General features: G+C 63.8%; 18 protein-coding genes. 8 read left to right on the top strand and 10 right to left on the bottom strand.

Annotation, left to right across the window (positions count from 1 at the left end):
* Positions 1 to 34 precede the first annotated feature (34 nt).
* From MSIL_RS19085 to MSIL_RS19130, 10 genes are all read right to left on the bottom strand, one after another.
* On the bottom strand, positions 35 to 1,048 hold the full coding sequence (locus MSIL_RS19085; RefSeq protein ID WP_012592708.1) for a hypothetical protein: 1,014 nt from the start codon (positions 1,046 to 1,048) through the stop codon (positions 35 to 37).
* Positions 1,049 to 1,149: 101 nt separating this feature from the next.
* Positions 1,150 to 1,470, bottom strand: a complete 321-nt coding sequence (locus MSIL_RS20415; RefSeq protein WP_012592709.1) for a hypothetical protein — start codon at positions 1,468 to 1,470, stop codon at positions 1,150 to 1,152.
* Positions 1,467 to 1,943: a hydrogenase maturation protease gene (locus MSIL_RS19095; RefSeq protein ID WP_012592710.1), complete on the bottom strand. Its 477-nt coding sequence runs from the start codon at positions 1,941 to 1,943 to the stop codon at positions 1,467 to 1,469. The genes MSIL_RS20415 and MSIL_RS19095 overlap by 4 nt, the downstream gene beginning before the upstream one ends.
* A 10-nt stretch (positions 1,944 to 1,953) precedes the next feature.
* Positions 1,954 to 2,277, bottom strand: a complete 324-nt coding sequence (locus MSIL_RS19100) for a hypothetical protein (RefSeq protein ID WP_012592711.1) — start codon at positions 2,275 to 2,277, stop codon at positions 1,954 to 1,956.
* Between the two features lie 39 nt (positions 2,278 to 2,316).
* Positions 2,317 to 2,631 carry a hypothetical protein gene (locus tag MSIL_RS19105; RefSeq protein WP_012592712.1) on the bottom strand — a complete coding sequence of 105 codons (315 nt, stop codon included), beginning with the start codon at positions 2,629 to 2,631 and terminating at the stop codon, positions 2,317 to 2,319.
* An 89-nt stretch (positions 2,632 to 2,720) separates the two neighbouring features.
* Positions 2,721 to 4,319 carry a nickel-dependent hydrogenase large subunit gene (locus MSIL_RS19110; RefSeq protein ID WP_012592713.1) on the bottom strand — a complete coding sequence of 533 codons (1,599 nt, stop codon included), beginning with the start codon at positions 4,317 to 4,319 and terminating at the stop codon, positions 2,721 to 2,723.
* 60 nt (positions 4,320 to 4,379) lie between these two features.
* A complete protein-coding gene (locus MSIL_RS19115; protein WP_012592714.1) occupies positions 4,380 to 5,342 on the bottom strand; it encodes an NADH-quinone oxidoreductase subunit B family protein in 963 nt (320 codons plus the stop codon).
* Positions 5,343 to 5,568: 226 nt separating this feature from the next.
* Positions 5,569 to 5,811 carry a hypothetical protein gene (locus MSIL_RS19120; protein WP_012592715.1) on the bottom strand — a complete coding sequence of 81 codons (243 nt, stop codon included), beginning with the start codon at positions 5,809 to 5,811 and terminating at the stop codon, positions 5,569 to 5,571.
* Between the two features lie 9 nt (positions 5,812 to 5,820).
* The gene (locus MSIL_RS19125) at positions 5,821 to 7,266 is read right to left on the bottom strand and encodes a sigma-54 dependent transcriptional regulator (protein WP_012592716.1); all 1,446 of its coding nucleotides are present in this window, start codon (positions 7,264 to 7,266) and stop codon (positions 5,821 to 5,823) included.
* Positions 7,267 to 7,334: 68 nt separating this feature from the next.
* Positions 7,335 to 9,677, bottom strand: a complete 2,343-nt coding sequence (locus MSIL_RS19130; protein WP_012592717.1) for a heavy metal translocating P-type ATPase — start codon at positions 9,675 to 9,677, stop codon at positions 7,335 to 7,337.
* A gap of 196 nt (positions 9,678 to 9,873) precedes the next feature.
* Here MSIL_RS19130 and MSIL_RS19135 point away from each other — a divergent pair, with 196 nt between their 5' ends.
* From MSIL_RS19135 to nirD, 8 genes are all read left to right on the top strand, one after another.
* Positions 9,874 to 10,461 (top strand): ANTAR domain-containing response regulator, encoded by a 588-nt coding sequence (locus MSIL_RS19135; protein WP_012592718.1) that lies wholly within the window; start codon positions 9,874 to 9,876, stop codon positions 10,459 to 10,461.
* Positions 10,462 to 10,488: 27 nt separating this feature from the next.
* Entirely contained in the window at positions 10,489 to 11,712 is a 1,224-nt protein-coding gene (locus tag MSIL_RS19140) for a CmpA/NrtA family ABC transporter substrate-binding protein (RefSeq protein WP_012592719.1), read from the top strand.
* Positions 11,713 to 11,983: 271 nt separating this feature from the next.
* Positions 11,984 to 12,886, top strand: a complete 903-nt coding sequence (cobA, locus tag MSIL_RS19145; RefSeq protein WP_012592720.1) for a uroporphyrinogen-III C-methyltransferase — start codon at positions 11,984 to 11,986, stop codon at positions 12,884 to 12,886.
* A 109-nt stretch (positions 12,887 to 12,995) separates the two neighbouring features.
* Positions 12,996 to 14,210: a nitrate/nitrite transporter gene (locus MSIL_RS19150; RefSeq protein WP_012592721.1), complete on the top strand. Its 1,215-nt coding sequence runs from the start codon at positions 12,996 to 12,998 to the stop codon at positions 14,208 to 14,210.
* Positions 14,211 to 14,215: 5 nt separating this feature from the next.
* Positions 14,216 to 16,342 carry a molybdopterin oxidoreductase family protein gene (locus MSIL_RS19155; RefSeq protein ID WP_012592722.1) on the top strand — a complete coding sequence of 709 codons (2,127 nt, stop codon included), beginning with the start codon at positions 14,216 to 14,218 and terminating at the stop codon, positions 16,340 to 16,342.
* A gap of 11 nt (positions 16,343 to 16,353) precedes the next feature.
* A complete protein-coding gene (locus MSIL_RS21520) occupies positions 16,354 to 16,704 on the top strand; it encodes a hypothetical protein (protein WP_012592723.1) in 351 nt (116 codons plus the stop codon).
* Positions 16,705 to 16,734: 30 nt separating this feature from the next.
* Positions 16,735 to 19,176: a nitrite reductase large subunit NirB gene (gene nirB / locus MSIL_RS19165; protein WP_012592724.1), complete on the top strand. Its 2,442-nt coding sequence runs from the start codon at positions 16,735 to 16,737 to the stop codon at positions 19,174 to 19,176.
* Between the two features lies 1 nt (position 19,177).
* The gene (gene nirD / locus MSIL_RS19170) at positions 19,178 to 19,501 is read left to right on the top strand and encodes a nitrite reductase small subunit NirD (protein ID WP_012592725.1); all 324 of its coding nucleotides are present in this window, start codon (positions 19,178 to 19,180) and stop codon (positions 19,499 to 19,501) included.
* The last annotated feature ends 11 nt before the right edge of the window (positions 19,502 to 19,512 follow it).

Genomic DNA, 19,512 nt, shown 5'->3' on the forward strand with positions numbered 1-19,512 from the left:
CGATGTCTGTGGTGAGAAATGGGGAACGCAATCATCACGACGCGGTCCTTTCCTGCCTGCCGGCGTCGCGCGCCGGGGTAAGTGACAGCAGCTCGCGGCCGATCTGATCGCAGGCTTCCGTGACGATGCGCGCCTTTTCGAATTCGCCGCTGCCGCTGAAAATCTCGCGGGCCTCGCGGTAGCACTCCTGCGCCAGCAACATGTTGGCGCGGTTGCCTGCATCGGCTTTTTCGAGATCGTCCGGCAGGTTCCACCGGCAGTTCGCCTTGTTGGCGATGGTGTTGGCGTATTCGAGCGGCATGGCCTCACGGGTGCGCACCTTCAGCGCTTCATCATAGGCGTCGAGCGCGCGCAGATTGTTCTCGACCGTGTGGCTCGATGAGGCGTATTGGAGCGCGTTGCCGAGATTATTCTGCAGCATGGCGTATTCGGCCGGATGATCGATGATGTTGACGATCCTCAACCCTTCTTCGAAGGCCTGAACGGCCAGCGCCTCGCGCATTTTGGCGCGGGAGTCGGTGAATGGCATCGACAGGAAAGCGGTCGCCAGATTGTTCTGCAAGATCGCGAACTCCTTGGGGAAACGGATCTTGTCGAAGGTGCGAAGCGCGCGCTGATAGGCGGAAATGGCATCGGTGATGCGCGCTTTTTGCAGGCCAGCCAGATTTTGGATGGCGAGGCCAAGGTTCATTTCGGCCTCGGCCAATTCCTCCGCGCGGCCGAGATCGACGAAATGGGGAATGGCTGCCTCGAAGGCGGCGCGGGCGGCGACGAGAGCCTCGGCGCCATCCCCCGGCGTCGCCAGCAGCGCGGTTCCCCGGCGCGCGGCGATGCGGGCGAGAAGCAGAGGTTCGCTCGAAGGGACGAGCGTCAGCGCCCGATCGTAGAGGTCAATCGCGGCGGCAATCTGCTGCGGCGTTTTGGGTCGCTGCTGGAGGCCCATGGCAATCTCCATCAGCATTTCGGCGCGTTCGGCCGGGCTTGCGGCGTCATCCTCGGCCGCAGCGAAAGCCGCCCGCAACTCATCGTCGACGCGATCGCCGTTCAATTCGGCATCCTCCCCGGCTGCGTTGAGATGCAGCTTACTTGATTGCCTGGAATGCTAATCCGCTTTGGCGCGCCAGTCTACATCTATTACAAACTGAAAACCTAGTTTGCAGGAAACGCGTTCCGGACAGTCAAGGCAGCCACCTCAGGGTCCCAATCCACGGCGAACTCGCACGCCACGTGATCCTCAAATCCGTGCTCGCGAAAGAAATCCGGCGCGAAGACCACGCGGTCTCCGGCACTGTTGCGAAGCTTCAACAAATAGCCGCCCGCAGCGGCATGGCGCACCGGCAAAATGAGCAGATCGCGATCGCGGCGAAGCAGGATCACCGTCTCAAGACCCGGGAAAAATTTCGCGCAGAGCGCCGACGACAAATAGAGGCCGCCGCGCCTCAACTGCACGATGCCGGGCGGGTCGCTCATGTCTGAAATTGCTCGACGCGCGCGCCGATCAACGCCTCGATGCGTTGCGCGACCTTGTCGGCGGCCGCCGCGACAGCAGGCGACAAGCCAATTCCCAAGCCGAGCTCTTGCGCCTCGATCAGAAAAACCGTGACGTCTTGCGGAAATGCGTCGCGGAAGATCTGCCGGCCGGCGTGGAGCGCCGCGTCCCAACGAAAATCATGCAGGTTGAGGCTGGGCGTATAGGGCCGTTCGAGCTCATGCCCCGGGACCTCATAAAGCGCGCCGGGCTCGCTCCCCGAATTCGCAGCGTCGACGATGATCAAGGCGGCGCATCCGCGCGCAGCGAACATGACCGCCATGCCGTCGGTCCCGGCGTCGAACAGTTTGACGCCAGCGCTTTCCAATCCGCGCGCGCGCAGCGCATGAATGACTTCCGGGCCGACGCCGTCGTCGCGCCGGTTGGCGTTTCCGCAGCCGATAATGGCGATCATCGCGTCGCCCTCAGATTCGCCAGAGCCGGCACGACCATTGTGGCTCGACGGGTACCGCGAGCTCGGGAAGTTCGCAGAATTGCCGATGCACGAGATAATACATGCAGGTCTCGCAAGCCTGCTCCAGACCGCCATATTCGACGGGTTGGAGCGTGAAGCCTGAGATCGCCAGCTTGGCTTCGAGATCGTCCCCGGCGGCCGCCAGCCTGTTGATGATGTCGCGCGTCATTTCCTGTGTGTCGGCGCGCGGGAACGCCTCGGTCTCGAGGCCGCTCGCCAGCAGGGAGCGGATGCGCTCCAGGACTTCGGCGTCAAGGGTTGCTGCTTGACTCATGTCGCCTCCGTTAGCCGCCGTTTCAAGTCAGCTTTCGTCTCAGATTCGCCACAGCCGGCACCACCAATCCGCATCGACCGGAACCGCAAGTTCGGGCAGGTCGCACCATTCGCGATGCACGAGATAATACATGCATTCCATGCAGCGCTGCTTGTCGGGGCCGTAGGGGTGATCGACAAAGCCGCTGATCACCAGCTTCGCCTCGAGATCTTCCGGATCGAGGGTGCGCAGCTGATCAAGGATCGCCGCGAACTCCCGTTCCGTTTCCGGAAAGGGCTCGGTCTGCGTCTTCAGCCCGTTCCGCATCAGGCCGGCTATTTTTTTCAGCTGAGCGCGTTGCTGCTCGCTATTCATTGCGCCGCCTCGTCCGGGTTCGCGTCGGAGCGCGGCCCCAACCGCCCCTGGATATCTAGCTCCAAATGTCCAACGACAAGCGTCTTCGATCAAGCGGTTCTGAAACGCGCGAGCTCTTTTCCTGTCTTGGCGTCGTGGGCGTGCACCGTGCAAACGAGGCATGAATCATAGGACCGGCAGACATGGCCGATCTCGACTGGGTCGCTTGGATCGGCGATTGGCGCGCCGATCAGCGCCTCCTCCATCGGTCCGCGCACGCCATCGTCCGAGCGCGGGCCGACATTCCATGTGGTCGGGGCGATGATCTGATAATTCTTGATCTTGCCTCCTTCGATCTCGATCCAATGGCACAGCGCGCCGCGGATCGCTTCCGTCGCGCCCCAGCCGCGACCGTCCCGCTCCGTCGGCTTGATATACCAGGGATCGTTCAGTCTGAATTCCTTCAGATAATATTCCGCGCGGCGGTACAGTTTCACGCATTCATGCATGCGCGCGAAATGGCGAAGCATCACGCTCGCGCCGCCCAGCTTCTTGAACATATCGAGCACGAGCGGATCATAATGCTGCCACTCCTCGCCATGCGGGCCGCCTGCGATCAACTGACGGGCGAGGGGTCCCGCCTCCAATCGGCCCGCCTGCGCATGCCGCACCGCCGTCGCCCAGGAATATTTGCCTTCCGCATCAACCGTATTCTTGCGGGTCGGGGCGGTCGTGCGGTCGAACGGATGCTTTCCGCTGGGTTCGTCGTACCAGGCGCGAATCGTGTCTTCGCGCGTGAAGGATTGATCCATCAATTGATGGGCGTCGGTCTTGGAATCATAGACGCCGCTCTTCATGAACAAGGACGCGTTGCGGCCTTCGATGGTGGGTTTGTTGTATTTGTCTTCGTGCGGCAGGTAGCCCCAGCTGACGAAGCGACCATGCCCCTGTCCGTATTTGTCGAGGCCGATATCCTCGCTCATGCGCCAGAACATGCCAAGATCGGAGTTGGCGTGTTCCGGCCGTTCGTCGAGCCAGGCCTTGAAATCGTCAAGCGACTTGATCTCCTCGTAACGCTCCAGCGAACAGCCAAGCCATATCGGCTCGATCCAATTGCGCCGGAAATGTTCGAGAATGCCCCAGGAGCGGGTCACGTCGGTCAGCGTCGGAGCGCACATCACGCCGCCGGGCACCATATAGCTTGAATGCGGCCATTGACCGCCGAGCAAGGCGTAGATTTCGACAGGGCGGCCGGAAATCGTCACGCCGATTTCATAGTTTGTTCCGGTAAAGGGCGCCCAGCGCTTGACGGCCTCCTCATAATATTTCGACTTCGCATAATTCTTGTTGGTGTAGTCGATCATGAAGAGCCCGTAGTGGTGTCGCGGCAGGCTCTGTATGCTTTCGACCACCTGACCGAGGTTGCGCGCAAGGATGGCGTTGCGCGGCACGGTTGTCCCCCATGCCGTGTCGAGCGCCCAGGCCGCGCAGGTGAGGTGCGAGGCGCCGCAAATGCCGCAGGCGCGCGGCGTGACGATGAGCCCGGCTTGCGGGTCCTTGTTGCGCAGGATCACCTCAAAGCCGCGGAAGAGTTCGGCCTGGGTCCAGGCGTTGACGACGACGCCATCCTGAACGTCGACGCGGACGTCGAGGTCGCCTTCGACGCGGCCGACCGGCGAAATATCGAGTGTCTGTACAGCGGCGGGCATGGCCTCATGACCTTTCTGCAATGAGCTTGGGTTCGCGACGGCGATGATCTTGTTGCGGGCTCAGACGACGAAGATGTCTTCCTCGGCCCAGCGCGGCGAGGCGGCCTTGGCGGCCGCGGTCAGCTTCACGTAGCCGGTCTTGTCGACGCCGCTCGGCATGTCTTTTGGCACGCCCATCACCGTTTGCGTCTTGAACACAGTGCCGGGCGCGAGTTCGGAGAAGGGGAACTCCGGCTCGGTGCAGCCAAGGCACGGCATGCCGGCGCGAGTTTTCGACGATTGCCTGTTCCACAGGATGCGATTGCACGGCGAATGGGTCATCGGTCCACGACAGCCGAGATCGTAGAAGAGACAACCCTTGCGCTGGCCGAATTCCGTTGCCGACACCTTGTAGGCGAAATGCATGTTGCGCGTGCAGCCGGTCTGGGTGAACGAGGTGAAGAAAGTTTTGGGACGCTGAAATTCGTCGAGCGTCAAATCGCCGCCGCGGCCGGTGGCGACCGCCACGACGATCTGCGTGATCCAGTCGGGATGCGCCGGGCAGCCAGGGATGTTGATGACCGGCAGACCGGCCTTGGATTTATAGTCCTTGCCGAGGAAGCCGCCATGGGCGCGCTTGAGAAATTGCAGGCCCTGGCTCTCTGACGGATTGGGCGCGGTCGCCGGAATGCCGCCCCATGTCGCGCAATCGCCGATCGCGACCGTAAAGCTCGCGACCTTGGCGAGGTCGGCGACCCAGTCCTTCATGGGCCGTCCGGCGAAGCGGTTCCATTCGCCTGTGCCGTCCGGCGCGTTGACCACAGTGCCTTCGAAGACAAAAATATCGAGCGCGATCTCGCCTGAGGTCAGCGCCCGCAGCAGCTTCTTCAGATTGTCGCCGAGCTCCATGCCGAGGGAGGGATGCCACAGGACGTTGACGCCGAAATCCGTGACTAGGTCGCAGGCGCTCGGCTCCTCTGCGTTCAGGAACGACATCGTGTTGCCGGAACAGGCTCCGCCCTGGAGCCACAACAGATTGGCCATAAAGTCCTCCCTCCGATTCGGCGCCGCAATTTTGTGTGCGGCGCGCTTTGGAAGCTTAGACGCAATGGCGGCGCCATCTTTTGACGGCCAGAAATTACTATGATATTACAATGACTTGCTTAAATACCAAGATGCCGCGCCGCAACAATACAGGCGCGTCTTTGCGTATACTTTGTATGCAGGTGAAAAGTAAGTTTCGGGCGCGACCGGCGGGCATGTTGCGCGCCTAGCCGTGGCGGTTTCCGCATGCCGGGCAGGTCACTTCGAGCAGATAGCCGTACCAAAGGCCGCGGCAGCGGCTGCACCAATGGCCGGTCGCCTGTTGTTCCGGAACGCCGAGGATCTTCGCCATCGCGCCGAGGCCAAGATATCTGGTTGGCTTGCCGGCGCCCGCGGGCGAAGTGCGCGACTGCGGAAAACGGAGCACGCTTGCGTCGGGGTCCGCCTCGGATTCGTCGCCGTCGCTCATCGCTGGATCTCAACCGCTTGGAACAAGATTGTATCTCTTGATCTTATTGGCGAGGCCGACGCGCGACAAGCCGAGCTCGGTCGCGGCGCGGCTCTGGTTCCAGTGGTTGCGGGCGAGCGCCCGGCCGACGATCTGCTTTTCCAGGCTTTCGACCTGGTCCTTGAGCGTTACGCCTTCGGGCTGGAAGCCGCCGGCGCCGGGCCTCTCACGGGGCGCAGCGGCCAGCAGGGCCGGCGACATATTGCGGGTCGTCAGATATTCGCCGTCCCGGGCGAGCGCCACCATGCGTCGAATCTCGTTTTCCAGCTCGCGCACATTGCCGGGAAACTCGCCATTGCTCAATTTGTCGATGACGCTGGCGCTGACGCCAAGGATCTTCCGGCCGAGCGCGTCGGCATGTTTGGCGGCGAAGAACTCGGCGAGCGGGGCGATGTCGTTCGGGCGCGCGCGCAGCGGCGGCACTTCGAACTCGAAGCCTTTCAGCCGGAAATAGAGATCCTGCCGGAATTCGCGGCGCTCAACCAGCGCCTTCAGCGGCCGGTTCGACGCAGCGATGATGCGGACGTCGCAATGGAGCACCTTGTCGGAGCCGAGCGGCTTCACCTCTCCTTCCTGCAGGAACCGCAGCAGGCTGACCTGGAACGAGGGCGAGACCTCCGATATCTCATCGAGAAACACCGTGCCGCCGTCAGCCGCGCGGAACAGGCCGAGCCGGTCCGAAATCGCGCCGGTGAAAGCTCCGCGCTTATGCCCGAACAATTCCGATTGCAGCAGCTCGTCCGGCATCCCGCCGCAATTTTGCACCAGAAGCGGGCTCCCGCGGCGCAGCGAATTATAATGGATCGCGCGCGCCAGCAGTTCTTTTCCCGTGCCGGTCTCACCCTGGATCAGGATGGGCAATTCGGTTTGCGCCGCCTGCCGCGCCAGATCGCACATCTCGGCCATTTGCTCGCTGACATAGACGAGCTTCTCGAAGCGCTGGCTTTCCGGCCGGAACAATGCGGTCTTGCGCTCGGCGAACATCAGCGCGCCGCCGGAAATCTTGAACTCGCGCGAGAGGATGCGGTGGCGCCGCGCGAGTTCGCGAGTTTCAAGCGCGCGCTCGACGACGAGGCCAAGCTGCGCGGCGTCGAGCGGCTTAAGCAGGAACTGAAAAATCGCCGCCTTCGCCAGCGTCTGCTCCAACATCGATCCAGACTTCGGCGTCACATAAACACGGATGATATCGGGGTGCGAGACGCGCAGGCCGGCAAGGAAATCGAGGCCGCCGCTTTCGTTTTCATTGTCCTCGGCGATGGCGAGATCGACGTGAATCGAAGACAGCGTCGTCAACGCTTCCGCAGCCGAGCCGGCGAGCACGACGCGATAGGCGTAGCGCTCGGAGAGCACCTCGAGCGACGAGCTCCAGTCGCTGCCGGGCCGCGCGATGATGACGACTGTGCCGGGCTCTTCCATGCAATGACGCCTTCCACTTTGCTTACTTGGTTAGCAAGATGTGCGGGCGACTTCAATCGAGCAGGCGTTTATGCGCCGTGATTCGCGCCGGCTCCGTCTGTCCGCGGCGCAATGTCGGCGTCCCAATCGGCGACGACATTCTGATAAATGTCTTCCTCCTGCGCATTGTGCAGCCGCGCCAGAGTATCGATCGAATCGATGATGCGCTGCGCATCCCGCACGAGGGCGCCGTCGGTTTCCTCCGGCTGAAGCTCTGCCGCGAGGCGGCTGAGCAGCCTCCCCTGATGAAGGATCTCGCGGTGGGCGCGGCTCATGGCGGCAAGGCCCCGCGCGTCAGGAAGGATGCTTGCAAGCTGCGGATAGACGGCGCCCTCGTCGTCGCGCTCATGCGCGACAATATAGGTTTCGATAATGCGGTTCGCCTCGACGATCAGCTCCGCCGCCGTCTTCCCCGTCGCGTCGTCGAGAGCGTCGGCAATCTGGCGCACGCGGTCGAGGCGCGTTTTGAGGTCCTGATGGCCTTGCCGCAGGCTGCTTGCGGTTGCGGTCGGCATCAGGGCTCGTTCGGAAGCGCGGCCGCCCCCGAGCGCTCGCAGCGCATTGAGGATCACCGCCACGTCGATCGCCTCTTGCGTCAGCGCGCCGGCGACGGGAGGCAAAAAGCCGAGCGCCGCGGCCGCCATCGCCACAGCGGAGAGTCCCATGCCGACGATGATGCTTTGCAGGGCGATAGCGCGGGTGCGCCGCGCAATGGCGACCGCCTCGGACACGCGGTCCAGCCGATCGACCAGGATGACGACGTCGGCCGCTTCCGAGGAGGCGCTCGCGCCGCGCGCGCCCATGGCCATGCCGACATCTGCCGCCGCCAGGGCCGGAGCGTCGTTGATCCCGTCGCCGACCATCACGGTGGGGTTCAGCCGCCGCTCAGCGGCGACTGCTTCAACCTTGTCGGCGGGCGCCCGATCGGCGAGCACGGCGTCGAGGTCAAGCGCCGCGCCGATCGTTTCGGCGCCGTCCCTGCGGTCGCCGGTGACCATGACGATCCGCTTCACGCCGGCGGCGCGAAGGGCGGCGATCGCCCGCGGAGTCTCGGGCCGCAGCTCGTCCGCCAGCAGCAAGGCTGCAACGACGCGCCCGTCGATGGCGACGAAAACGCTGAGGGCTGAGCGCCAGGAGGCGCGCCGCAGCGCGCGAGCCGCCCAGTCCTCTGGCCGACGGTCGCCGGAGACGAGCGAATAGGAGCCGGCGCAGATCTTTCGCCCCTCGATCACGCCTTGAAGTCCCGATCCCATCGTCTCACGGACGGAGGTAGGGATCTCGAGGGAGAGGCCCTTTTCCAGCGCCGCCGCAACGATGGCGGCGGCGACGACATGGTGCGAGGCCTGCTCGAGCGAAGCCGCGAGCCGCAGCGCTTCATCGGCGTTTGCGCCGGGAGCCGCTTCGATCGAAACCAGCCGCGCGCCGCCGACCGTCAAGGTGCCGGTCTTGTCGAACATGACTGTATGCGCGCGCGCCAGCGCCTCCAGCGGACCGCCGCCCTTGATCAGAATGCCGCGGCGCGCAGCGCGGGATGTTCCGGCGATGAAGGCGACGGGCGCGGCGAGGATCAAAGGGCAGGGCGTCGCCGCGACGAGGACGGCGAGCGCGCGAAGGGGATCGTGCGAAAAGCCCCAGGCGGCGCCGGCCAGCGCCAGCGCTGCCGGCAAAAGCAGCAGGGCGAAGCGGTCCGCGACCCGGATGAAAGGCGCTTTGGCGGTCTGCGCCGCGGTGACGAGGCCGATGATCGCGGCGTAGGCGCTTGCGCCCGCCGTCGCCGAAGCCTGCATCTCAAACGTCTCGCCGGCGTTGACTGTGCCGCTGCGCGCCGCTTCGCCGGCATGGCGCGAGACGGGCATCGGCTCGCCCGTCAACGCCGATTCGTCGATCGATGCGCTTTCGCTCGTGATCAAACCGTCGACCGGGATGATCTCGCCCGCCCGCACAAGCAGCCGGTCTCCGATCGCGACCTCATCAATCGGCGCGTCCTGGACGGAGTCCGCCACGCGGCGATGGGCGATGCGCGGCGCGCGGTCGACCAGCGACTTCAACTCCCGCTCGGCGCGCCCGACCGCGAAATCCTCCAACACGCTTCCGCCGGCATACATGACCGCCACGACCGCGCCAGCCAGCGGCTCGCCGAGCGCGAGCGCCGCCGTCATGGAGATGAATGCAACCGAATCGACCCCGGCGCGGCCGGCGCGCAAGTCCCGAACAATGGAGACGGCGAGACTGACCGCCACGGGAATGGCGCCGGCGGCCCAAATCCATTGCGCGAGCTCGGCGCGGTTCAACAGCGCGGCGGCAAGGCCTCCGGCCAATCCGAGCAAGGCGATCCCGATCAGAGCGCGCCGGGCCAGCCGTTCATTGAACATGCCAGACGATCTCCGTAATCACGCCGAAAAAACGATAGCCTATCCCAGCAGAACAAATGTTATTTGAAACTTGTCGTTGAGCTCGCGCAATGCGGGCCGATCCAGCGACGACGATGGGCCAAACTGCAAGGGAGCGTCTTCGGCAAGCCGCGGTCCGGCTTTGCAAAAGGGCGATTTTTCGCGCAAGACTCAGATTATGTCCCTGAAAATTCTGCTCATCGACACGGATTCCGAGCGCGCGGAGGCTTTGGAAAAGAAATTTTCCGAAGCGGGCTTCGTCGATGTCGCGCGGGCGCCGAGCGGGGGCGACCTGATTGCGGCGGTCGAGCGGCTCTTGCCCGATCTCATCATTATCGACATGGCCCTGCCGGACCGCGACGCTCTCGAGGATCTCCGCCATCTTTCCGCCAATGCGCCGCGTCCGATCGTGATGTTTTCTGATGAGGACGATCCGGCGTTCGTCGGCGAGGCGATCGCTGCGGGCGTGTGCTCCTACAATCTGTCGGGCGTCGCAAACCGGGAGGTGAAGCCAATTGTCGCTTCCGCAATCGCGCTGTTCCAGCGCTATCGGCATGTCGAAAGCGAACTCGCCGCCGCCAAAGCTCAACTTGACGAGCGCCGGCTCATTGAACGGGCCAAGGCGGCGCTGATGCGAGGCCGGAAAATGACGGAGCCCGAGGCCTATCGCTGGCTTCAACGCAAGGCGATGAACGAGAACAGCAAATTGTTTCTGGTCGCCGCCGCGTTCGTAAAGAAGGAAGAAGCCGATGCGCGGGGCAAATGACTCGTCCGTGGCGCGGAGTCCCGTTCAATGAGTCGGGGGGAGCCAGAAACTGCGCCGGCTGCCGCGCGCGGCGCCGGTCCGGCGCGGATGCGGATCGGCTTCCTGCAGCTGACCGACGCCGCGCCGCTGATCGTCGCGCAGGAGTTCGGCTATTTCGCCGAAGAGGGCATCGACGCCGAGCTCGCGCCGGAGCCGTCCTGGGCGAATATCGCCGACAAGCTGGTCTATGGATTTCTTGACGCCGCGGTGATCGTGCCGCCGCTTGCCTTCGCCATCGAACTCGGGCTTCGCGGCGTCGCGCAGCCTCTGATCGTTCCCTGCGCGATCAGCCTCGGCGGCAATACGATTACGCTCGCGCGGGATGTGGCCGCGGAGGTTCGCGCCCTCGTCAAGCGAGACGGGCGATCGACGGCCGATGCGCTCGCCGGCTGGCTGCGCGCGCAAAGCGCGCCGCCGCCGCCCTTCGGCGTGGTCCACGCCTATTCGACGCATAATCTCCTGATGCGCTATTGGCTGGCGACGGCCGGCGTCGATATCGGGCGCGAGGCGACGCTCGCCGTCGTGCCGCCGGCCCTCGCCGTCGACGCTTTGCGGTCGCGCCAGATTGTCGGCTTTTGCGCCGGCGCGCCGTGGGGCGAAATCGCGGCGCGCGCGGGTGTTGGCGTCACAGTCGCGACCTCAAGGGATATTTGGCAGAACGCGCCGGAGAAGGCCTTCGCCGTCCGCGAATCCTGGATCGATCAGCGTCCGGACGCTTTGGGCGGCGCCGTCCGCGCGCTGGTTCGCGCGGCGCAATTTTGCGACGCGCCGGAAAACGCATCCTATACGGCCTCGCTTCTCTCACGGCAGAAATATCTGAATGTCGATAGTCATGCGATCTTGCCCTCGCTGCCCGGCGGCGGCATCGCGCGGGACAATCTGTCGAGCTTTTATCGCAACGCCGCGACCTTTCCTTGGCGGTCGCATGCCTTGTGGTTTCTGCGCGAGATGACGCGCTGGGGGTTGATCGAGGCCGGCCTCGACCTTCCGGCGTTGGCCGCGCGGGTTTATCGTCCCGATCTTTACAGATCGGCCGTGAAGCCGCTCGACATTCCGACGCCGCTCGTCGACGCGAAGAGGGAAGGCGCCCATGCCGCCCCCTGGCTGCTGGATGCTTCGCCCGCGCCGATTTCGATGAGCGCCGATTTGTTTTGCGATGGGGCTATATTCGACCCAGGCGCCTTGATTGACGCTGCGCGGCGCAATTTTTGATCAGATGATGCGGCGCGTTTAAGCATCGCATTGCCCGCGCCGCTCCGCTTATAGATTTCTCCTATCTGTAGCGGCTCCCCCGGCGGGTTGGCCTCCAAGTTGCATGGTATGATCGCTGCGCCTGTTTTGCGCGGCTGGAAATCGTCCAAAGAAGGGCGCGTTTTCATAGCGGGCGTGTATATCGTCCTCGAATAGTTTCGCGAGCCAATGGCGGTTCGTTCCGGATGATGTCCGGCCGCGCTTCAGCGCTGCAGCAACGAGCGAACCCCCAATGAAGCTACCGCGAGACTCGGCGCAGGCCGACGTCGGCCCGACGCTGTTTTTTCCTGCCCCTACTCGTTCGGATGACGCATCGCCCGCGCTTGTCTCAATGGCGCTTGAGCCTGTTGGCGTCAGGCCCGAGGCCGCAACGCCATCGGTCTTCTTCGTCGGCGCAGGCCCGGGCGATCCCGATCTTCTGACGGTTCGCGCGCTGAAGCTGCTCGGCGCGGCCGACGTCGTTCTCTATGACGCGCTCGTCAGCGACGACGTCCTGCGTTTGATCAAGCGCGGCGCAAAGCGCATCGCCGTCGGAAAACGCGCCGGCGCGCCCTGCATCGCCCAGAGCGACATCAACCGCATGCTTGTGCGTCTCGCGCGTCCGGGGCGAAAGCTCGTACGGCTCAAGGGCGGCGATCCGCTGATCTTCGCGCGGCTTGGCGAGGAGATCGCCACGCTTGAAGCCGCCGGCGTCCCCTTTGAAATCATTCCCGGCGTCACCGCCGCCTCAGCCGCCGCGGCCGCCGCCGGCGTCTCTTTGACGACACGCGGAGAAGCGCGCCGCGTGCAATTCGTCACGGCCCACGCGCGGGCCGGCGAGGAGCTCGCGCTCGACTGGCGAAGCCTTGCCGACGACAAAGCGACAACCGTCTTTTACATGGCGCGCGAGGCCGCCGCGCAGATCGCCGCCAGGCTGATGGCGCATGGGCTGGGCGCGCGCACGCCGGTCCTGTTGATGAGCGACGTCAGTCGTCCAAGTCAAATGCGCCTGCGCGCCTGCCTTTGCGAACTACAGCCCGCGGTCGATCTGTTTCCACCAGGCGTCCCCCTCATCATTGTCGTCGGCGAGGCGACAGCCGCGGCGTCGATCGCTGCTCATCCGCAGTCAGACGCGCGCGCCGTGATGCGCGGATAGAGAAAGAACCGTCGCTCCCGACGATCTGGCTACGCGAGTCACACTCAGGCGCGGGCAAGGCGCCATCCGCGGCATTTAATGACAAATAACATTCAATGGAGACAACGGGATGATCGGTAAGGAATTCTTCAAGGCAGGACACCCCCCGACGCTATTCGCCGCCTTTTTCTATTTCGACATGGCGTTCATGGTGTGGGTTCTGCTGGGACCGCTCGGGGTGCAGATCGCCGGCGATCTCGGGCTGAACGCCGGTCAGAAGGGGTTGATGGTCGCAATTCCGATCCTGGCCGGCGCGCTGCTTCGCGTCGTCATGGGCGTGATGGTTGATCGCATCAAGCCAAAGCTCACGGGCGTGATCGGCCAGCTCATCGTCATCGCCGGATTGCTCGTCGCCTGGTCTTTGGGAATTTCGAGCTTTGGCGGCGTTCTGGCCCTTGGCGTGGTGCTGGGCGTCGCCGGCGCATCCTTCGCCGTCGCCCTGCCGCTCGCCTCACGTTGGTATCCGCCGCAATATCAGGGGGTCGCGCTCGGCATCGCTGGAGCCGGCAATTCCGGCACGGTCCTCGCGGCCCTGTTTGCGCCGACGCTCGCCGCCCATTTTGGCTGGATCAACGTCATCGGCCTCGCCGCCATTCCGGTCGCTATCGCGCTCGTCGTTTATCTGTTGCTCGCCAAGGACGCCCCGAACCAGCCTGCGCCGAAGTCCTTCGCTGACTATGCGGCGGTGCTTAAACTGCCCGACGCCTGGTGGTTCATGTTTTTCTATTTCGTGACATTCGGCGGTTTCTCCGGCCTTGCCTCGTCGCTGACGATCTATTTCAACAGCGAATACGGGCTGAGCCCTGTTGCGGCTGGCTATGCGACCGCGGCCTGCGTCTTCGCCGGATCGCTGGTGCGGCCGATCGGCGGCGCGCTCGCCGATCGCACCGGCGGCGTTCGCGCCTTGACGATCATGTACTGCGTCGCGGCCGCCGCGCTGACGATCGTTAGCTTTCGGCTGCCGCAAATGGGCGCGGCGCTCGCCGTCTTCGTCGTCGCCATGCTGGCGCTCGGCATGGGCAATGGCGCGGTGTTTCAGCTTGTGCCGCAGCGTTTCCGGCATGAAATCGGCGTCATGACCGGGCTTGTCGGCATGACGGGCGGCGTCGGCGGCTTCTATCTCGCCTCCAGTCTTGGCTATTCGAAACAATTCACCGGAACTTATCAGCTTGGCCTGCTTGTCTTCGCCATTCTCGCCGTCTCGGCGCTGATCGGATTGACCAGCATCAAGCGTCGCTGGCGCACCACATGGGGCGCGGCGGGCATGGGCGTCGCGCGGATTTGACGCGAATGCACGACGCCACGCCGAAAGCGACGACGGTGCTCACCCATTGCCCGTATTGCGCCATGCAATGCGGCATGGCGCTCGTCAATGACGGCGAGCGCTGGTCTGTGGCCTCGCGCGACTTTCCGACCAACCGGGGCGGACTTTGCCGCAAGGGCTGGACCGCTGCGGCGCTGCTTGACGCCCCCGATCGTCTGCGCACGCCGCTCATGCGCGATCACAAGGGGGGCAAGCTTCGGCCGGCGTCGTGGGATGAAGCGTTGGATCATGTCGTCACAAGACTCGAGGAGATTTCTGAGCGCTCCGGGCCGGACGCGATCGGAATTTTCGGCGGCGGCGGCCTCACTAATGAAAAAGCCTACATGCTCGGCAAGTTTGCCCGCATCGGGCTTGGGACGGCCAATATCGACTACAATGGACGCTTCTGCATGGCTTCGGCCGCCGCGGCCGGCGTCAAGGCGTTCGGCCTCGATCGCGGCATGCCATTTCCGATGGAGGATATCAGCAGGACGCAGGCGATCCTGACGATCGGCGGCAATCCGGCCGAAACCCTGCCGGTGATGATGCAATATTTCGATGCGCAGCGCGAAGCGGGCGGAACGCTGATCGTCGTCGATCCGCGCCGCTCGGAAACGGCGAAACGCGCCAGCCTGCACCTGCAGCTGACGCCCGGAACCGACGCCGCGCTCGCCAATGGGTTGTTGCATGTTGCGATCCAGCACGGGCTGATCGACCGCGATTTTATCGAGACGCGCACGAGCGGATTTGAGGCGGCGCGGCGCACGGCCTCACGCTACTGGCCGGACCGGGTCGAGCGCATCACCGGCGTGCCCGCGCGGCAGATCGAGCAGGCCGCGCATATGATCGGCGAGGCGGAAACCGCCATGCTGCTGACCGGGCGCGGCCCCGAGCAGCAGAGCCAAGGCGTCAACAATGTGCTGTCGTTCGTCAATTTTATGCTGGCGCTGGGAAAAGCCGGCAAGCCCCATTGCGGTTATGCCGCCCTGACCGGGCAGGGCAATGGCCAGGGCGGGCGTGAACACGGCCAAAAGGCCGACCAGCTTCCGGGCTATCGCCGGATCGATAATCCACAGCATCGCGACGAGGTCGCCGCCGTCTGGGGCGTCGATCCAGCCGACCTGCCAAAGGCCGGCCTGTCCGCCGTCGAGCTTCTGAACGCGCTTGGACAGCCGGGGGGCGTCGAGGCGCTTCTGGTGATGGGCTCCAACATTGTCGTCGCCGCGCCGGATTCGTCCCGTCTCCTCGACCGGCTGGGGAAGCTTGATCTTCTTGTTGTCGCCGACATGTTTTTGTCAGAGACGGCGGCGCTCGCCGACGTCGTGCTTCCCGTCGCCCAATGGGCGGAGGAGGAAGGCACGATGACCAATCTCGAAGGGCGCATTCTGTTACGCCGCCCGGTAAGGCCGCCGCCGGACGGCGTCAGGACCGACAATGAGGTTCTGAAAGGGCTGGCCGACCGCCTCGGCAAGGGGCGCTATTTTACGTCGGATGCGCGCGAAACGTTTGAAGAACTGGGCCGCGCCAGCAGCGGCGGCGGCGCCGATTACGCCGGCGTCACCTATGAGCGGATCGACGCCGAGGACGGCGTCTTCTGGCCCTGTCCTTCGCCCGGCCATCCCGGCACGCCACGCCTTTTTCTCGACCGCTTCGCGACCGAGGACGGCAAGGCGCGGTTTCACGCCGTCGAGCACAGGCTGTCGGCGGAAAGTCCGGATGCGGGCTTTCCCTATCTGCTGACGACCGGGCGCGTGCTCCAGCATTATAATTCGGGCGCGCAGACCCGGCGCGTCGATGAATTGCGCGCCGCCTCGCCCGAACCCTTCGTCGAGATTCATTCCGAGACGGCGAGAACGCTTGGCGTCGGGGACGGCGATCTCGTCGCGCTGACGACGCGCCGCGGCCGCATCGTCTTCAAGGCGCGGCTGACGCCCGACATCCGCTTCGACACGCTGTTCGTTCCATTTCATTGGGGCGCGGGCTCGGTGAACGCCTTGACCAACGCCGTCTTCGATCCGGTGTCGAAGATACCCGAATTCAAGATCTGCGCCGTCCGGATCGAGAAAGTCGGCGCCGATGCGGCCCGGCGCCTCAACCCAATATCCAACAACTGAGAGGAAGCATTATGCGCGAGTCGATTCCGAAGTTTCTCAACGGCGTCTATTCCTTTACGGGCGCCGGCTATGAAAAGCCCCTGCTGCTGAGCGACAAGCTCTCCTATTCCGTGCCGCCGGACAGGCGGAGCCAGCTAACCTATTTTCGCGCCGGCAATTCGTCCGATGACATGATCTATGTCATCATTATGAAGGACGGCGCGCCGATGCGCTATTTTCCCGTCGGCGCGGCCTCCGGGATTCACGTCTCGCTCGCCGTCGTCGAAGATCTCGATCCGACGACGAAGCTCGATGTTTTTCTTGGCGCGCCGGCCGGCGCCGCCGGGTCGATCGTGCTCGACGTCGGCTTCGTCGAGATCTGATTGCGCGGCGCAAAGAAGAGGAATGACCCCATGACAAAACTGAAGCTCGTAGTTGTCGGCAATGGCATGGCGGGCGCGAGGGCGGTCGAGGAAGTCTTGAGCCGTGGCGGCGCCGATCAGTTCGACATCGTGATGTTCGGCGATGAGCCCTATGGCAATTACAACCGGATTTTGCTCTCGAATATTCTCAGCGGCGCCCAGGACGCGAGCGAGATCTTCATCAATCCGCTCGACTGGTATGCCGAGAACAATATAACGCTGCATGCCGGCTCGCCCGTCGTCAAGATCGATCGCGCCGCGCGCATCGTTACGTCGGAGGCCGGCGTCGAGGAGCCTTACGATAAATTATTGATCGCGACGGGTAGCCGCGCCTTCATTCCGCCGATTCCAGGCGTCTTCGGACCGGACCAGAAGCTGAAGTCGGGCGTGTTCGGCTTCCGCAACATCGACGATTGCAATGGCATCGTCGCGCAGGCGCAAAAAAGCGCGCGCGCCGCTGTCATCGGCGGCGGCCTGCTTGGGCTCGAGGCCGCCCGCGGCCTCCTCAATCATGGCTGCGAAGTGCATGTGGTTCATCTCTCCAAACATCTGATGGAGATGCAGCTTGACGCGCCAGGCGGCGCCTTGCTCAAGGCGAGCATGGAGAAGATGGGCGTTAACGTGCATCTTGAAAAAAGCACGACCGAAGTGCTCGGCGACGGGCATGTGAGCGGGCTCGCCTTCAAGGACGGTTCGACGATCGAATGCGACATGCTGGTGGTCGCTGCCGGCATCCGTCCCAACGCGGAAATCGGCCGCAGCGCCGGCCTCACGGTGGAGCGGGCGATTGTAGTCGACAATCATATGCGCGCGATCGACGATCCCGACGTCTATGTCGTCGGCGAATGCGCGCAGCATCGCGGCAAGGTTTATGGGCTCGTCGCGCCGCTGTGGGAGCAGGGAAAAGTGTTCGCCGACCATATCACGCAGCGCAATCTCGACGCCGCCTATCATGGTTCAAAGCTCGCCACCAAGCTGAAGGTCATGGGCGTCGAACTCGCCTCGATGGGCATTACCGAGCCGCTTGAGGGCGACGAGCTCATCCAGTTTAGCGAGCCCAAAAAAGGCACCTATAAGAAACTCATCGTGCGCGACGGACGGCTCGTCGGCGGCATATTGATGGGCGATATTTCGAAGGCCGCCTTTCTGATGCAGGCCTTCGATCGCGACTCGCCGTTGCCGGAGGAGCGCCTGTCTCTGCTGTTCGATTTCGGCGCCCCAAGTCAGAAGGTGACGATCGATGAAATGCCGGCCGACATGCAGGTCTGCAATTGCAACGGCGTCACCAAATCGGCCATCGGCGGCTGCGTCGCCAGCGGCGCGAAAACCACAAAGGCGGTCATGGACGCAACGAGAGCCGGCAAGGGCTGTGGCTCCTGCAAAAGTCTCGTCGGCGAAGTGGTCGAATGGTTCTGCGGCGGCGCGATCGAGGAAGATCCCTCCGTCCATTATTACGTTCCCGGCGTTCCGCTCACCAAGCCGCAGCTGATCGCGGCCGCGCGCGAACAGGGGCTGAAGTCGGTGTCCTCCGTTTTTCAGGCGCTGGCCGGCGGCGTCGAAGACGCGGCGAGCAAGCCGGCGCTCGCCTCCCTGCTGGCGACGATCTGGGCCGATGAATATGACGACGAGCGCGACGCCCGTTTCATCAATGATCGCGTGCACGGCAACATCCAGAAAGATGGCACGTTCTCGGTTGTGCCGGAAATGCCGGGGGGCGTCTGCACGCCCGACGAACTCATGCGGATCGCCTCCGTCGCCGTGAAATATAATGTTCCGCTGGTGAAGCTGACCGGCGGCCAGCGCATCGATCTTGTCGGCATTCCGAAGGATCAGCTGCCCGGGGTCTGGAGCGATCTTGGCATGCCGGCGGGCTCCGCCTGGGGCAAGAGCTACCGTACCTGCAAGAGCTGTATCGGCACGGAATTCTGCCGTTTCGGCCTTGGCGACAGCATGGGGCTCGCGGCCAAGATCGAAAAGCGCTTCCGCGGCATCGACAGCCCGGCAAAGCTGAAACTGGCGACGACGGGCTGTCCGCGCAATTGCTCGGAAGCCTTGATCAAGGACGTCGGATTTGTCGCCGTCGGCGACGGCAAATGGGAGCTCTACATCGGCGGCGCCGGCGGCGCGCATGTGCGCAAGGGCGATCTCATGTGCACGGTCGATAGCGAGGAAGACGCGATCGCTCTCGGCGGCCGCTTCATGCAATATTATCGCGAAAACGCCAAATGGCGCGAGCGCACCTATGACTTTGTGCCGCGGATCGGGATCGAACGAATCCGCGCCGTCATCGTCGACGACAGCGACGGAATTGCCGACGCGCTTGACGCGGCGATGCAGGCCTCCGTCGACGCCGCCTATGATCCGTGGAAAGAGGCGCTCGCGCCAAAGACCGCAAACCAATTTGCTTCGGTGATCGAAGCGGCGGAGGCTTAACATGACGACGAAAATCTTTATCGGCAGCCTCGATCAGATCCCCAAGGGGGAGGCGCGCAATTTCATCGTGCGCGACAGGGAGATCGCTGTCTACCACACCCATGCCGGCGAAGTGTATGCAACGCAACCCGGCTGTCCGCACAAGCAGGGGCCGCTGGCCGACGGCCTCATCGGCGGCGCGACGATTCTATGCCCCCTGCATGATCGCCTGTTCGACCTTCGCACCGGACAGAATCTGAGCGGCGATTGTACCGATATCCAAATCTATCCCGTCAGTTTGACGGAGGATGGACGCATCGCGATGGAGGTCGAAGCGGCGACTTAGCCGCTTCGAGG

The sequence above is a fragment of the Methylocella silvestris BL2 genome (assembly GCF_000021745.1).
Lineage (GTDB): Bacteria > Pseudomonadota > Alphaproteobacteria > Rhizobiales > Beijerinckiaceae > Methylocapsa > Methylocapsa silvestris.

What these genes read in the sequence shown, in the direction of transcription:
- MSIL_RS20415 (WP_012592709.1), bottom strand. Translation starts at nt 1,470, where the DNA reads ATGAGCGACCCGCCCGGCATCGTGCAGTTGAGGCGCGGCGGCCTCTAT.
- MSIL_RS19095 (WP_012592710.1), bottom strand. Translation starts at nt 1,943, where the DNA reads ATGATCGCCATTATCGGCTGCGGAAACGCCAACCGGCGCGACGACGGC.
- MSIL_RS19100 (WP_012592711.1), bottom strand. Translation starts at nt 2,277, where the DNA reads ATGAGTCAAGCAGCAACCCTTGACGCCGAAGTCCTGGAGCGCATCCGC.
- MSIL_RS19105 (WP_012592712.1), bottom strand. Translation starts at nt 2,631, where the DNA reads ATGAATAGCGAGCAGCAACGCGCTCAGCTGAAAAAAATAGCCGGCCTG.
- MSIL_RS19110 (WP_012592713.1), bottom strand. Translation starts at nt 4,319, where the DNA reads ATGCCCGCCGCTGTACAGACACTCGATATTTCGCCGGTCGGCCGCGTC.
- MSIL_RS19115 (WP_012592714.1), bottom strand. Translation starts at nt 5,342, where the DNA reads ATGGCCAATCTGTTGTGGCTCCAGGGCGGAGCCTGTTCCGGCAACACG.
- MSIL_RS19120 (WP_012592715.1), bottom strand. Translation starts at nt 5,811, where the DNA reads ATGAGCGACGGCGACGAATCCGAGGCGGACCCCGACGCAAGCGTGCTC.
- MSIL_RS19125 (WP_012592716.1), bottom strand. Translation starts at nt 7,266, where the DNA reads ATGGAAGAGCCCGGCACAGTCGTCATCATCGCGCGGCCCGGCAGCGAC.
- MSIL_RS19130 (WP_012592717.1), bottom strand. Translation starts at nt 9,677, where the DNA reads ATGTTCAATGAACGGCTGGCCCGGCGCGCTCTGATCGGGATCGCCTTG.
- MSIL_RS19135 (WP_012592718.1), top strand. Translation starts at nt 9,874, where the DNA reads ATGTCCCTGAAAATTCTGCTCATCGACACGGATTCCGAGCGCGCGGAG.
- MSIL_RS19140 (WP_012592719.1), top strand. Translation starts at nt 10,489, where the DNA reads ATGAGTCGGGGGGAGCCAGAAACTGCGCCGGCTGCCGCGCGCGGCGCC.
- cobA (WP_012592720.1), top strand. Translation starts at nt 11,984, where the DNA reads ATGAAGCTACCGCGAGACTCGGCGCAGGCCGACGTCGGCCCGACGCTG.
- MSIL_RS19150 (WP_012592721.1), top strand. Translation starts at nt 12,996, where the DNA reads ATGATCGGTAAGGAATTCTTCAAGGCAGGACACCCCCCGACGCTATTC.
- MSIL_RS19155 (WP_012592722.1), top strand. Translation starts at nt 14,216, where the DNA reads ATGCACGACGCCACGCCGAAAGCGACGACGGTGCTCACCCATTGCCCG.
- MSIL_RS21520 (WP_012592723.1), top strand. Translation starts at nt 16,354, where the DNA reads ATGCGCGAGTCGATTCCGAAGTTTCTCAACGGCGTCTATTCCTTTACG.
- nirB (WP_012592724.1), top strand. Translation starts at nt 16,735, where the DNA reads ATGACAAAACTGAAGCTCGTAGTTGTCGGCAATGGCATGGCGGGCGCG.
- nirD (WP_012592725.1), top strand. Translation starts at nt 19,178, where the DNA reads ATGACGACGAAAATCTTTATCGGCAGCCTCGATCAGATCCCCAAGGGG.